This window comes from Pseudoalteromonas sp. GABNS16E (assembly GCF_028598715.1).
Lineage (GTDB): Bacteria > Pseudomonadota > Gammaproteobacteria > Enterobacterales > Alteromonadaceae > Pseudoalteromonas > Pseudoalteromonas atlantica.
Genome location: NZ_JAQREZ010000008.1, coordinates 69,228 through 83,461 on the forward strand (window position 1 = coordinate 69,228; position 14,234 = coordinate 83,461).

Genomic DNA, 14,234 nt, shown 5'->3' on the forward strand with positions numbered 1-14,234 from the left:
CGAGTTTTAAAAGTAATATTAAATTATTAAATGCTTTTACACAAAGCGAATACAGCGAGTGTTATTTAAAAGAATATGTAATGAAGTGTAACTAAAAGGGTGTTAATTGTAGTTGTGCCTTTTAAATGCTTTTTCTTGGCGTATAGTGTGGATTAGAATTAACACTTAATTTAAATAACAATAACAAAAAGGACTCATAATGAAAAAGTGCCTGATTGGCTCACTACTTGCGTTTTCGTGCTTTACTAGCCAAGCCACTATTGTTGAAATGCAAACTTCGCACGGGGTGATAGAGCTTAACTTGTTTGATCAACAAGCCCCCAATACGGTTGCTAACTTTTTAAGTTATATTGAAGATGACGCATACAACCAAACCGTAATACACCGCTCAGTCAGCGACTTTGTAATACAAGGTGGTGGTTTTACATTTACCGACGAATTAGTGCCAATAACCACCAAGCCTGCTGTTGTTAATGAGCCTGTTTTATCTAATGTGAAGGGCACAATCGCGATGGCTAAATTAGCCAACGATGAAAACAGCGCAACGAGCCAGTGGTTTTTTAATGTGGTTGATAATAGCGAAGCGCTTGATACTCAAAATGGCGGTTTTACAGTATTTGGACAAATTACAGCGCAAAGCCAAGCTACGCTCGATAATATTGCTGGATTGGTACACTGCGGCGATATCCCGTTGGTTGATATAACCAGTGAACAATGCTCAAGTAGCGACGTCGCTCTGAGCAGCGCTAACTTTGTAACTATTAATAGTGTGGTGGTATTAGATGACGACCCGCTTTCATCTGCCAACTTAAACCCAACAGCCAATACATTAATAAGCCAAGACGATTCATCAGCAGAGGCTGGCTCATCGAGCAGTTCGGGTGGGAGTATGGGTATTGGTTTTTGCTTAATTGCACTGCTTGGTGTGGGTAAACGCTTAAAACGCGCTAAATACTAATTATGTGTTAAACAGTAAATAAAAAAGCGGCTAATTAAGCCGCTTTTACTAAAATGCTAAAATTCGCCAAACAATCGCGAGCCATAAAGCAAACACACTGGCGCAGCCTAGTAAAAAAACATTAAAGCGCAGTCTTACATTATTACTGCCAATATGAACAACCGTATGCACAATACGCGAAATAACAAATAAGCACGCAAGCGCAGTAATTAAGTAGCTAGCGCTATTAAGTTGCAATGCAACAATACAACCGATATAAAAAAGCACTGGTATTTCAAACTGATTGGTAAAGTTTCTATCTGCTACGCGCACGGTATCGCCTGCGTTATCAAGGCGCATGGTTTTAAAATCGCTCAACTGTAATTGTTTGTTTTTTGCAGCAGCAAAGCGTCGCTTGCCCATAATTAACATTACAACGAGCGATAACGTTACTTGTGCAAACATGGCGAGTATTATTATTTTTTCCATCCTATTTCCTTCGTTATTATTTTACTGACTTTAAGTATGCAGGTGTTTTTCACAATGTGTTACATAAATTAGTATTATTTTGTGGTAAACCCTTAATTGTTAGTGTTAATTTAGCTCTATTACGTTGTTTTGAGCGCATCCTAAGCGCAATTTTAATGGAAAAACAAAATGAAAAAAATTCTTGGTTTTAGCGTCATCGCTTTAGCAGTTTTAAGTGGCTGTACTAATACATCATCTACATTATCGGTTGCTAGTTCTTCGCAAAGCTCCTTACTCTCAGACACATTAGTTGTAAGCCCAAATGATACGCGCGAATATAAAACCCTTACCCTCGAAAACGAAATAGAAGTCATTTTAGTCTCTGATCCAAGCGCTGAAAAATCAGCAGCATCACTAAGTGTAGGCGTAGGCTTACTACACGACCCTATGATGCAGCAAGGTATGGCACATTACTTAGAGCATATGCTTTTTTTAGGCACAGAGCGCTACCCCGATACAAAAGGCTACTCTGACTTTATGACCAAAAATGGCGGGGTAAATAATGCGTATACTTGGCTCGATATTACAAACTACATGTTTAAAATTAATAACGATGCCTTTGATGAAGCGCTAGACCGTTTTGCTGATTTTTTTAAAGCCCCTAAGCTGTACCCTGAATATGCAGATAAAGAAAAAAACGCTGTAAATGCCGAGTGGTCAATGCGCCGCGAAATGGACTTTTTTGGCCAGTTTAAACTTGCCCGTAAAATGATGGGTGATCACCCTGCAAATCGCTTTTTAATTGGTAACCTAGAAACGCTAGGAGACAAAGAAGGCAGCCAATTACACAAAGAAACGGTCGACTTTTACAATAAATACTATTCATCTAACATCATGAAAGTGGCGCTTATTTCAAACTTGCCAATTGAGCAAATGGAGCAAAAAGCAAAAACTTATTTTGCCGATATCGAAAATAAACACATTGAAAAGCCAACCGTTACTGCAGAGCTTGATTTTGATAAAGCCGGTGGCAAAAAAGTATATTACTCACCTAATGAAGACGTAAAACAGCTTCAACTTGAGTTTACTATTAATAACAACAGCAGCGACTTTGCGGTTAAACCTAACCGTTATGTCAGTTATTTATTAAGTAATGAAATGCCAGGTAGCCCGGCACAATTACTACGCGACAAAGGCTGGGTATCGCAATTAACAGCGTCTCCTTCTCCTAGTCAGTACGGCAATTACGGCGCGCTTACTATTTCGCTAGAATTAACCGATGAAGGCATGAAAAACCGCGAAACAATTGTCGCAACTATTATGCAATACATTGAACTGATTAAAAAAGAAGGTGTAGATGCTAAGTACTTTAATGAAATTCGTACATCACTTAGCAATCAATTTAAGTTTTTAGAAAAAGGCGATGAGTTTAGCTATGTCAGCTCGCTAACTGGTAGCATGCAAGATTACCCATTAAATCATGCCATTGATGCGCCTTACTATTATGCCAAATTTGACGCAGAGGCGATAAACGAAGTACTTAAGCAATTAAATGCTGATACGCTGCGCGTTTGGTATATTTCGCAACAAGAAGAAACCGACTCGCAACTGCATTTTTATGATGGTAAATACCGCATAGAAGATATTAGCGATGCCGAAATTGCCAGTTGGAAAACATCAAGCGAGTTTAAGCTTGCTTTACCAAGTGTAAATAACTTACTACCTGAAAGCTTTGCTATTAAAACAGCTGAGTTTAAAGAGCAAAAACACCCTGAACTGGCTTACGATAAAAACGGCGTAAAAGTATGGCGCCAAGCAAGCCAAAAATTTGCTGCCCAGCCAAAGGGGTTGGTTGAGGTATATATTAATACCCAGCCAGGCTTAAATGATATTAATGCTGAAGTACTTTACTCAGTATGGGCCGATTTATATAACATTCAACAAAGCCAACTAAGCACCGAAGCCGCCATTGCCGGCATGAGCGTTAACCTAGCGCCAAGTAATGGTTTAGTTTTATCAATGAGTGGCTTTACCGATAAGCAAGATGTACTTTTAAAACAAGCGCTAAGCGGGTTAAAAGCCGACGTAACGGCACAAGCATTTACCCAAGCCATTGATCGCTACAAACGTGGCTTGTTAAATCAGCAAAAGCAATTTCCGTATGCACAAGCATTTGGCGCCTACTCAAAACTTATCCGCACAGGCAGCTTTGATACAGAGGCACTGATAAAAGCGGCAGAATCGTTAAGCGTTGCCGATTTAAACAAGCTAAAAACAGCCACATTTGCCACCAACGATTTACGTGTATTTAGCTACGGTAATTACAACCAACAAGATATAGAATCGATAGCCACTGAGTTAAGTGCCACTTTACCAAGCAATCATACATCGAGTGAGTTTGCTCGTAGTAAAGCATGGTTACCACAGCCAGGCGAAACGCGAGTCTTGCAAAAAGATATTGATGTGGCCGATGTGGCAGTAGTTGATATGACCGTTCACCCAGTGCCAGGGTATAAACAAAAAGCGCAAGCTGCGGTGTTACAAAGCCACTTTAGAACCATTGCATTTGATAAAATGCGTACCGAAGAGCAACTTGCATACGCCGTAGGCGCGCTGGCTCGCCCAATAGAGGATTACTCGGCAATTGGCTTGTTTATTCAAACACCTGTTAAAGGACCAAAAGAAATACAGGCACGTTTTGATCAATTCAAAAAAGAGTACGCGGTAGAGCTTGATAATATGAGCTTAGATACTTTTGCTCAACTTAAAAATGCCACGCTTGTATCGCTAAAAGAGCAGCCTAAAAACCTAAGCGATGAAATGGGGCCACTTATTACTGATTGGTATCGCGAAAACTTTAACTTTGACTCTAAACAAAAACTAATTGATGAAGTTGAAAAAGTAACGCTTGAGGATATTAAGCAGTACTACAAACAAACTATGTTAAACCCACAAGCCGCACGTTTAAATGTGCAGTTACGTGGTACTAAGTTTGTAGAAAGCGACTTTGCTGATTTACCAAATCAAACCAAAATTCAATCGCTTGAAACCTATTACAATGGTATTAAATTACAAAAATAAGCTATATATATTTATACAGCTAAAAGAATACCAATCCGCTTAATTAAGTATTATTGTGGATTCGTAAAACACCCCAGTGTAGTACTACATTGGGGTGTTTTATTTATATTAACTTAATTTATGCCATAACAATAAAGCCGACAACGGCAAGTGCCGCGGCAACTAATGTATAAGGCAGTTGCGTTACTGCATGGCTCATTAAATTACAGCCAGAGCCTTGTGCTGCAAGTACGGTAGAGTCTGAGTAAAAACAGGCTTGGCTTCCAAATGATGAGGCCGATAACAACGCGCCAATAACCAGTGGAATATTTGCATCAACGGCAGTTGCCAGTGGCATAACTATTGGGATCGACACAGCAAAAATACCCCAACTAGAGCCTGTAGCAAACGCTAACACTGCCATAGCAATAAATACCACCGCCGGTAAGTATTGTGCAGTCATGTACGGGCTCAAACTACCGATCACAAATTGCGCTAAGCCAATTAAGTCGCACACATCTTTAAATATAAATGCGGCTATTACAGTGCCAATAGCCGGTATCATGCTTTTAAAGCCATCAAGCATGCGCTCTATCATTTCGCTAAAGCTCATTAATTTTTGTAGTGCATAAAAAGGAAGCGTTACCGCCATAGTTGCCAATAAGCCTTTATATACATCTATTTCAAAGTAAACTGTAAAGGCTACTAGTAAAATTATAGGCAGTAAAAAGTTGTGCAATTTTCCTTTAGGGTCGGCATCTTCAAAGCTTTCTTCTACTGCTTTTACAGCGTATTCGTCGGCTGTTTGAATATCACTAAATTGCGCAGGGTCTACAGTGGCCTGCTCAACTTGTGCTAACCTTTCGGCTTTTTTCATAGGCCCAATAGCAGGTATTACACCCAGTACCACTAACAAAACCACCAATACTGCAAACCAGGCGTAAAACATATAAGGAATGGCTTGAATATAAACCGCAATGCCTTTGCCTTCCTCGGCAATGCCGTTATCGACTAACAAGCCGCCAAAAAATACCGCCCAAGTCGATAAAGGGACAAGTACGCAAATAGGTGCCGCTGTTGAATCTACAACGTAGGCAAGCATTTCTCGGCTAACTTTAAATTTATCGGTAATGCGTTTCATCGTTTCACCAACGGTAAGCGCATTTAAATAGTCATCAATAAAAATAACCACACCTAAACAAAAGGTCATAAACAAAGAAGAGCGTTTACCTTTAGTGTATTTTAGCGCTAATTTGCCAAACGCCGATGCACCGCCAGTGCGCACTAATAAAGCGATTAAAGCGCCAAAGCCTCCGCACACGAGTATTAACCAACCTATGGTTTCGTCGGTCATTACTTTAAGTGACGTGCTGGCAAAGTTAGCAAGCACCTGAGCTGGGTCGGCTATTACTAGGCCGACTAAAGCGCCAATAAGTAAAGATAAAATAGGGCGGCGTAAAACAACAGCCAATACCACAACCACCGCTGGTGGCAGTAAACTTAATGCAGAAGGTTCAAGCATTTAAAGATTCACAAAATTAAAAGCATATTTAAATAATAAATTGCTTAACAAAAACAAAGCAGGTAATAGTTATTACGTGCCAAGTCACTGCTTTTGCCGCGTAGGGTGCTTTGCTGTTATGTTAAATTAATAGCGAAAGGGAAACGCGTTGGCTTTGGCGCCAGACGGTGCAAGAGAAGCATGCCGCTATTGTTGTGCCTGTAAAAACATCGGCGCAAAAATAATCCGGTTTTGTATTTCAGTCAATAAAAATTTACGTACAAAATAACTTTTTATAGGAGATAACGTGGAGGCCGTATTTAAAACCCAACGTTTATTATTGCGCTATGCAAATGAGCACGATGCAGCCATGTTACTTAGTTTGGTGAATCAGCCAAATTTTATAAAATATATTGGCGATAAAGCCATTTATACGCACAGCGATGCCAAGCGCTACATTGAGCAATCGTTTAGGGCAGCCCATAAACACCAAGGGTTTGGCCCTTATATTATTACTTTACACAATGGTGAAGTAGTAGGAGTTGTGGGTTTTTATAAACGCGATGTACTGCAACTGCCAGATTTAGGTTTTGCCTTGTTAACCCGTTATGAGAAAAACGGTTATATTTTTGAAGCGGCCAAAGCGCTATTACAAAATAGGCACACACTTGGGATAAAACAGGTCAGTGCTATCTGCGCAGCTAATAATACCGCATCTCATGGTGTATTATTAAAGTTAGGTTTTAATAGGGTAGGCAAGGCGGTTATTAATAATGATAAAACCGCCGTAATTATATATGGTTATTAAAGTCGCGCTTGCTCTATGGCTTTTGCTACGCTTAGGTTTATGTTTTGCCAAGTTTGCTCAAGGGTAGCCACTAAGCCATCGTAACCGTCATCTTCTATTGGAACTACATGCGAAAAATTATGCACACTAATTAGGCGGCGGCCGGTTTCTGGGTGGGTGTAATATAAGCGCCACAGGCCAGAAATATCAGCGTTGCCTTGCATATCACCATTAAAGTGGTGCACTTCATATTCAAGCTCGTAAAACGTTTGCTGATCAAGCTCGGTAATTACTGGTAAGCCCTTAATGACCATCCAATTAGGCATTGCATTAAAAAGGGTTTGTTGCGCTGTAGCGGTTAGCATCACATCGGGCGATTCACCCCATAGGTTGTAATTTGCCGCATGAATTTGGTTGCTATCAATTTTCATTGCTATGCCCAAATTATTTAAAGCGCCTCTAAGGGCCACGGTTTGCACTCTTAATTGGGCATCAGTTTCTTTTACATGGCGTGATGATGAAGCAATGGGTTGTTCAAACTGATAATACTGCGTTGCGGTTTGAATTGACGCACTGCACCCTGCAAGGGTAATTAACACGGTTATGGCTAAAAATAAGTGTTTCATTATTGCTTCCTTGGTTGTGGATCAGCAGGGAGTGCTTTATCAAAAATAAACATATTAGGTTGTTCGTTTAAACCCCGTGTAAGCGGCTGAATTTCTTCACTTAAGCGTTTAAATTCAAGCAAGGTTTGCTGTAATTGATGATGAAACTCAGAGCCGGCCTGATAACTTGCCATGGTTTTATCAAATTGACGCATGGTCACTTCAAACTGCTCCATACTTTTGGTCATTTTATCAAAGTTACGGTTAAAGTCGCCGGGTAAGTTTTGGGTATCTTTTTGGCTTAATAACGCACGCATTTCATTAGCAAGCGCTTGGTAGTCGCTAAATGTAGCCTGCATTTGCGCTAGGCTGTCTTCAATTTTTAAATCGTTTACCTTGTTAAGCACATCCGAGACCTGATCGGCAAGCACCGTAATGCCGCTAGAAATACTCGGAAATACATCATACTGGGCAAGCTTTGCTAAATGCGCTTTTGGTGCGTCGGGGTATATATCAAAATCTACATACACTGCGCCAGTTAAAAGGTTGCCAGGTTTTAAAGAAGCGCGCATACCATTTTTTATCCAGCCGGTTAGGCTACTTTGCCAAAACTCTTTGGCCGCTGCGCTATCGTGATATAAACGGCCATACTCTATTTTAATCAGTACCGGCACCGCCGTATTATGGTTTTTAAAATGTGCAGGTTTGCCATTAACAATAACGTTAGCGGGGGCTTCTACCACGGTACCAATTCGGGTGCCGCGATATTCCACAGGCGCGCCGGGTCTTAGGCCACGTATAGATTGTTCAAAATCAATAACGTAGTAATCAAAGTCGTAAAAGCGCTCTTCTAGTGCTTCTTTGTAGCTTTGGCTTAGCGAAAAGTTGTGGCCGTCTTGGGCTAAGTCGCCTGGGGCTTGTTGCTCTGGCAAGCCAACCGAAATACCGCCTTTGAGAAGTTTACTTAATGAGCCGGTACTTATATTAATACCATCGGCCGACAAATCTATTTCAATGCCGGCATTAACCCAAAATATAGAGTTTAATGTTATGAGGTTTTGATACGGTTCGTTAATAAAAATACCGTACTTCATTGCTTGGTTTTTCCAGTCAAAAGTAGCGGTTTCTATTTGGCCTATTTTATAGTTTTTAAAAAATATCCCAGTGCTGACCTCTAGCACTTCAGCGTTGTAGCTGAGTAACTGAAAGCGCCCACCTTTTACATCTTTACCAATAAGGGCTGGCTCGTCTTGTAATACAAAACGCTCTTTTAGTTTTTTACTCTCCCCCGGTGAAAACTCTAAATAAACACCCGACAAAAGCGTACTCATACCACTAATGCCCGTTTCGTCTATACGGGGTTTAACAACCCAAATTTTGGCATCGTCGGTGAGGAGCTCATTATAGTTTTTGTCTATTTGTGCGCGGGCAATAACGCTATCTTGCGAGTCAGAAAGGCGTATAGCATCAATTTGACCAATTTTAACACTGCGCACTTTTATTTCTGTTTTACCTGCAATAATGCCCTCTGCGTGGGGCATTTTTATATAAATAGTAGGGCCTACATTTGCTTGGTATTGATACAACATCCATATACCAACTAATAAGGCTATCAGTGGAATAATCCAAATAGCAGAAATTTTTGGTTTTGTTGTTACATTAGCCGTTTCGGTCATGCTTTATTCTCTGAATGTTTGTTTTTTGGTGTATCCCACAACAAGCGCGGATCAAACGCATGTGCAGCCATCATTTGGCATATTACCATAACAGTAAAAAATACAATGCCTAGCCCTGGGGTAATTGACATTAAGTTGCCTAGTTGCACTAAGGCAACGAGTATAGCAACAACAAATACATCGATCATTGACCATTTGCCAATAAATTCAGTAAGTTGATAAATTTTAGTATAGCCTTTTGTGTGCTTGTTAGCAGGTTTTGCCACCATAATGCATAAAAAACTCAGCACAAAGGCTTTGGCCAGTGGCACCACCACGCTGGCCAAAAATATAATGGCAGCAATGGGGTAGGAGCCACTTTTCCAAAGTGTTAGTACGCCGCCAATTAAGGTTGACGGTGACACATCACCCAGGCTGGTGGTGTGCATTATTGGTAATAGGTTTGCAGGTATGTAACACAGTACAGAAGTCACCAACCAAGCCGTTGCTTTTTGAACACTGTTGGGGTTTCTTACATGGGCTTTAGTGTGACAACGCGGGCAAATACTACTTTTACATAGTTGATGGCATACGTGGCAAGCTTTAATGTTTTGATCAATAGCGCGTTTGGCATGTGCTGCGTCTTCAAGTGTTGTTGCTGGTTTAATATGTGCCCATAAGCGCGGCTTATTTAAATGGGCAAGCGCCGCAATATACATAATAACAAAGCCAATATATGCCCAAAAGCTGGTGCCAAAACTAATGTCGGCAAGCGACATAATTTTAACCATGCTTACTAACACGCCAATTAAAAATATTTCAGACATGATCCACGGCTCAAGGGCCAAGGTAAACTTGAGCAATCGCCTAGCGATGGCCTCAGGCAAGGATTGCAAAAGCCCAAGATGCATAGGAATAAGAATGATCAGTAAGCTCATTGGCAGCGCAATAATGCTAAAATCAATAAATAAGCCAAGTAACTCACTGTCGTAATTAAATAAAATTCGGGCAGCATCAGGCAGGGTGATGGTTTGCGTTATGCCGCTGCTACTAAATGAAATAAACGGGTAAAACATGCTGCTTAATAGCATTAGTAATGAGCCAATACTTAGCGCAACTACTTTACTGTCGTTGTTTACATCGCCTTCGCACAACTTATGGTGACAATGCGGGCACACGGCCATTTGCTTATCGGCTATTGCGGGTATATCAATTATTAGGTCGCAGCACGGGCAAATTGTTTGCAAGTTATAACCATCAAAGAAGAATGTTTACGCAATTTTGCTATATTTAAGTTATTAATACAACGCGATTCATCATTAAGCGCAATAACAATACGTTAAGGATAGATGTGAGACTGTTATTACTTTGCTTTATTAGCTGTTTTTTTATAAGCCCGCCAGTGTCTGCCGCTTGGCAAAAACAGCCAATTGTGATTGCTGCCAGTGCGACTATTCCTCCCTATGTAATAGAAAAAACAGATACGGGTATACAACTTAATATAATTAAAGCGGCACTTATTGAGCAAGGCTTAGATAATATTGTGGTTATTTACATGTCTAACAAGCGCGCCGAGCAGCAACTGCATAGCGGTAATGTGGATATACTGCTTAATTACGCAGGAAAGCGCGGCGCAGGTATTTACCCTAGTCAGCCAGTATTGAGTTACAAAAATGTGGCGGTATCACTTAAAAAGCGCAACTTTACTATTGAGACTATAAAAGAGCTAAACAATAAAAGTGTATTAGGATTTCAACATGCGACAGCTTATTTACCACCCCCATTTGCAAAAGGGGTTGCTCAGTTTGCAAGTTATGAAGAAGTAGTCAATCAGCGTGCGCAAGTCGATAGGCTAATGAAAGACTGGGTGGATGTAATTATCCTCGATGAGCGCATATTTCATTACTACAACAATGACTATGCGCACTCATTACCCGTTAATATTCACCCAATTTTTCCCAAAGCCCCACGCCCTGCTTATTTTAACAACGCAGTGCTGAAAAAAACATTTGATAAAGGCCTGCTAACTATAAAAGCAAAGGGAAAATATCAACAAATAATGAGTGGTTACCACTAAGCTCATTAGTAAGCTAAGCGGTACTTAATCAAACAAAGCAACGGTTTGACGTGTCAAAGCAATTAGCTCCCCCGATTGCGACCAAATACAGCCATCTTCTAAGCCATAACCCCCTTTAGCATGATGTGTAATTGCTTCAAAGCCTAACCATTCATCGGGTGTAAGCGTTGGCTCTTGCACAAATTCTAAATACCACGACATGCTACTTGCAGGAGCTGGCTGTTTAAACATTTGTAATAATGTAGGAGGCCACGCATCGGTAAGGGCTATTATATGTGCTTCGGTAATTGCCTCTGGGGTATGTTTAAAGCGCATCCAGCCGCCTAAATGCGAGGTCTGTGCAGCGCTAAAAGGCATAGCGCCTTGCTGCGGACATAAATCAACATGTTGGAAAAACTCAGGCATTTGCCCTTCAATAAACGGCAATGTATGACGTGCATCCACAGGCTTTAATCCCATTTCTTTACTAACCGGTACATTAACACCCGATTGCCTATCAATAGCAAAGCACGCTTGGACAATAACGCACACTTGTTCACTCTGAATCACTTTAGCTAATACCTGAGTACTGCTTTTACCTTGGCGTAAAATTTCAACTGACAATGAAAAAGGTGTGTCGGCAAGCAGCGGCCCAACAAAATTAGTGCTCAAAGACAGTAATCGTCTACTTGGGTCAATGTGTTTTCTGATTGCTTGATAAAGTAGTGCAGCAGAAAGGCCACCAAAAGCGGTTCTACCTTGGCACCAATTAGCAGGAAACTCCATTGTATTGCTGTTATTGGCAAGCGAAGCGGAAGAAGAGTTTGAAATAGCAGAGGCTTGTTTTAATAAGTCATCAAAATGCATCGTTAATATCCTTGAAATTATCATTATCAGACATATATAGCACATAACAACTGGTCAGACTAGTTGTGTTGAATAGGTGTATTTGGCGTAAAAAACATCAAACCCTACTTTTATTAAGGTTTTTTGTTAAATAAATTACAAAAAATGAATTTTTTTTCATTTTTACAGTTGAATTAACTTTGTGGCATCCCTATTTACTAGTCATCGAACGTATTAACGAATTTGAAGTTGGAGAAGATTCATGGGTAAAATTATTGGAATCGATTTAGGTACTACAAACTCTTGTGTTGCAGTACTTGATGGTGATAAAGCACGTGTTATTGAAAATGCGGAAGGCGATCGCACAACCCCGTCTATTATTGCTTACACGCAAGACGGTGAGACTCTAGTAGGTCAACCTGCTAAGCGTCAAGCGGTTACTAACCCAACTAACACGTTATTTGCAATTAAGCGTTTAATTGGTCGTCGTTTTGAAGACGAAGAAGTACAACGCGATATCGGTATTATGCCGTTCAAAATCATCAAAGCTGATAACGGCGATGCATGGGTTGAAGCGGGCGGTGAAAAACGCGCTGCACCACAAATTTCTGCAGAAGTACTTAAAAAAATGAAGAAAACAGCAGAAGACTTCTTAGGTGAAGAAGTAACTGAAGCTGTAATCACAGTACCTGCATACTTTAACGATTCACAACGTCAAGCAACAAAAGATGCTGGTCGTATTGCGGGTCTTGAAGTTAAACGTATCATCAATGAGCCAACAGCTGCTGCCCTTGCTTACGGCATGGACAAAAACAAAGGTGAAAATGTTGTTGCAGTATACGACTTAGGTGGTGGTACTTTCGATTTATCAATCATTGAAATTGATGAAGTTGAAGGCGAGCACACATTTGAAGTACTTGCTACAAACGGTGACACTCACTTAGGTGGTGAAGATTTCGATAACCGCGTAATCAACTACTTAGTAGCTGAGTTCAAGAAAGACCAAGGTATCGATTTACAAAACGATCCGCTTGCTATGCAACGTGTTAAAGAAGCGGCTGAAAAAGCGAAAATCGAACTATCATCTGCACAATCTACAGAAGTTAACCTTCCGTACGTAACTGCCGATGCATCAGGTCCTAAGCACATGAACGTTAAACTAACGCGTGCTAAACTTGAGTCATTAGTTGAAGACTTAGTAACTAAGTCAATTGAGCCACTTAAACGTGCTCTAGCGGATGCTGATTTATCTGTAAATGATATTAACGATATCATTTTAGTAGGTGGTCAAACACGTATGCCACTAGTACAAAAAACAGTTGCTGAGTTCTTTGGTAAAGAGCCACGTAAAGATGTTAACCCTGATGAAGCTGTAGCAGTAGGCGCGGCAATTCAAGGTGGTGTATTAGCAGGTGACGTTAAAGACGTACTATTACTAGACGTGTCTCCATTATCGCTAGGTATTGAGACGATGGGCTCGGTAATGACCGCGCTAATTGAGAAAAATACAACGATTCCTACTAAGAAATCGCAAACGTTCTCTACAGCAGAAGATAACCAATCTGCCGTTACGATTCACGTACTACAAGGTGAGCGTAAGCGTGCTAGCGACAACAAATCTCTAGGTCAATTTAACCTAGAAGGTATTCGTCCAGCACAACGTGGTACTCCACAAATCGAAGTAACTTTCGATGTAGATGCGGATGGTATCTTACATGTATCAGCGAAAGATAAAGATACAGGTAAAGAGCAAAAAATCACGATTCAAGCGTCTTCAGGCTTAAGCGATGAAGAAGTAGAAAAAATGGTTCGTGATGCAGAAGCTAACGCGGAAGAAGATAAAAAGTTTGAAGAGCTAGTAGCAACTCGTAACCAAGCTGATGCAATGGTACACGGTACTCGCAAGCAAATTGAAGAAGCTGGCGATGCACTACCAAGCGAAGACAAAGATGCAATTGAAGCAGCTGTTGTTGACCTTGAAGCAGCTATTAAGAGCGATGACAAAGCAGAAATTGAAGCTAAAACGCAAGCACTTGCTGAAAAGACTCAAAAGCTAATGGAAATCGCTCAAGCTAAAGCGCAACAAGGTGGCGCAGATGCAGGCGAGCAACCACAACAGTCTGCTAAGCAAGACGACGATGTAGTTGATGCTGAGTTTGAAGAAGTAAAAGACGACAAGTAATTGTCAGCTAAGCTTCTAACTAGCCTAAACAACATGATTTGCTCAAGTTTTTAGGGTAGGATGAACTTTTGAGGCGCGCAGGCTACAGCTTGTCGCGCCTTTTGTATGTATTTAAGGTTTAAAATTTTCATGATAAA

Annotated in this window: 11 protein-coding genes; 5 read left to right on the plus strand and 6 right to left on the minus strand. The window is 40.6% G+C overall.

Features of this window, described 5'->3' with window-relative positions; translation table 11 throughout:
* Nucleotides 1-199 precede the first annotated feature (199 nt).
* Nucleotides 200-958, plus strand: coding sequence for a peptidylprolyl isomerase (locus PSI06_RS05400; RefSeq protein ID WP_126009027.1), 759 nt, complete (start codon nucleotides 200-202; stop codon nucleotides 956-958).
* 48 nt (nucleotides 959-1,006) lie between these two features.
* Here PSI06_RS05400 and PSI06_RS05405 read toward each other — a convergent pair whose 3' ends face one another.
* Nucleotides 1,007-1,426 (minus strand): MAPEG family protein, encoded by a 420-nt coding sequence (locus PSI06_RS05405; protein WP_264389826.1) that lies wholly within the window; start codon nucleotides 1,424-1,426, stop codon nucleotides 1,007-1,009.
* 168 nt (nucleotides 1,427-1,594) lie between these two features.
* Between PSI06_RS05405 and PSI06_RS05410 the strand changes: the two genes are divergently transcribed.
* Entirely contained in the window at nucleotides 1,595-4,486 is a 2,892-nt protein-coding gene (locus tag PSI06_RS05410; RefSeq protein ID WP_273603089.1) for an insulinase family protein, read from the plus strand.
* A 118-nt stretch (nucleotides 4,487-4,604) separates the two neighbouring features.
* On the opposite strand, the gene PSI06_RS05415 is transcribed toward PSI06_RS05410, so the two are convergent.
* Complete coding sequence (locus PSI06_RS05415) at nucleotides 4,605-5,987, minus strand: Na+/H+ antiporter NhaC family protein (protein ID WP_096042907.1); 1,383 nt, start codon at nucleotides 5,985-5,987, stop codon at nucleotides 4,605-4,607.
* Between the two features lie 286 nt (nucleotides 5,988-6,273).
* Between PSI06_RS05415 and PSI06_RS05420 the strand changes: the two genes are divergently transcribed.
* Nucleotides 6,274-6,774, plus strand: a complete 501-nt coding sequence (locus PSI06_RS05420; RefSeq protein ID WP_273603088.1) for a GNAT family N-acetyltransferase — start codon at nucleotides 6,274-6,276, stop codon at nucleotides 6,772-6,774.
* Here the strand turns inward: PSI06_RS05420 and PSI06_RS05425 are convergent.
* The 3 genes from PSI06_RS05425 to PSI06_RS05435 are packed head-to-tail and all read right to left on the minus strand — an operon-like array spanning nucleotide 6,771 to nucleotide 10,197.
* Nucleotides 6,771-7,379, minus strand: a complete 609-nt coding sequence (locus PSI06_RS05425) for a PqiC family protein (protein ID WP_024031907.1) — start codon at nucleotides 7,377-7,379, stop codon at nucleotides 6,771-6,773. The two genes, PSI06_RS05420 and PSI06_RS05425, sit on opposite strands and share 4 nt — an antisense overlap.
* Complete coding sequence (gene pqiB / locus PSI06_RS05430) at nucleotides 7,379-9,034, minus strand: intermembrane transport protein PqiB (RefSeq protein WP_273603087.1); 1,656 nt, start codon at nucleotides 9,032-9,034, stop codon at nucleotides 7,379-7,381. Before pqiB ends, PSI06_RS05425 begins: the two co-directional genes overlap by 1 nt.
* A complete protein-coding gene (locus PSI06_RS05435; protein WP_273604993.1) occupies nucleotides 9,031-10,197 on the minus strand; it encodes a paraquat-inducible protein A in 1,167 nt (388 codons plus the stop codon). Before PSI06_RS05435 ends, pqiB begins: the two co-directional genes overlap by 4 nt.
* Before the next feature lie 167 nt (nucleotides 10,198-10,364).
* Between PSI06_RS05435 and PSI06_RS05440 the strand changes: the two genes are divergently transcribed.
* Nucleotides 10,365-11,090 carry a substrate-binding periplasmic protein gene (locus tag PSI06_RS05440; protein ID WP_273603086.1) on the plus strand — a complete coding sequence of 242 codons (726 nt, stop codon included), beginning with the start codon at nucleotides 10,365-10,367 and terminating at the stop codon, nucleotides 11,088-11,090.
* Nucleotides 11,091-11,114: 24 nt separating this feature from the next.
* On the opposite strand, the gene PSI06_RS05445 is transcribed toward PSI06_RS05440, so the two are convergent.
* Nucleotides 11,115-11,936 carry a thioesterase family protein gene (locus PSI06_RS05445; protein WP_273603085.1) on the minus strand — a complete coding sequence of 274 codons (822 nt, stop codon included), beginning with the start codon at nucleotides 11,934-11,936 and terminating at the stop codon, nucleotides 11,115-11,117.
* A 241-nt stretch (nucleotides 11,937-12,177) separates the two neighbouring features.
* Here PSI06_RS05445 and dnaK point away from each other — a divergent pair, with 241 nt between their 5' ends.
* Nucleotides 12,178-14,097 (plus strand): molecular chaperone DnaK, encoded by a 1,920-nt coding sequence (gene dnaK / locus PSI06_RS05450; protein ID WP_273603084.1) that lies wholly within the window; start codon nucleotides 12,178-12,180, stop codon nucleotides 14,095-14,097.
* Nucleotides 14,098-14,234 lie beyond the last annotated feature (137 nt).

Bases quoted from the DNA above. Each gene is read 5' to 3' on its own strand.
- PSI06_RS05415 (WP_096042907.1), bottom strand. From the start codon at position 5,987: ATGCTTGAACCTTCTGCATTAAGTTTACTGCCACCAGCGGTGGTTGTG.
- PSI06_RS05435 (WP_273604993.1), bottom strand. From the start codon at position 10,197: ATGGCCGTGTGCCCGCATTGTCACCATAAGTTGTGCGAAGGCGATGTA.
- pqiB (WP_273603087.1), bottom strand. From the start codon at position 9,034: ATGACCGAAACGGCTAATGTAACAACAAAACCAAAAATTTCTGCTATT.
- dnaK (WP_273603084.1), top strand. From the start codon at position 12,178: ATGGGTAAAATTATTGGAATCGATTTAGGTACTACAAACTCTTGTGTT.
- PSI06_RS05425 (WP_024031907.1), bottom strand. From the start codon at position 7,379: ATGAAACACTTATTTTTAGCCATAACCGTGTTAATTACCCTTGCAGGG.
- PSI06_RS05405 (WP_264389826.1), bottom strand. From the start codon at position 1,426: ATGGAAAAAATAATAATACTCGCCATGTTTGCACAAGTAACGTTATCG.
- PSI06_RS05445 (WP_273603085.1), bottom strand. From the start codon at position 11,936: ATGCATTTTGATGACTTATTAAAACAAGCCTCTGCTATTTCAAACTCT.
- PSI06_RS05400 (WP_126009027.1), top strand. From the start codon at position 200: ATGAAAAAGTGCCTGATTGGCTCACTACTTGCGTTTTCGTGCTTTACT.
- PSI06_RS05410 (WP_273603089.1), top strand. From the start codon at position 1,595: ATGAAAAAAATTCTTGGTTTTAGCGTCATCGCTTTAGCAGTTTTAAGT.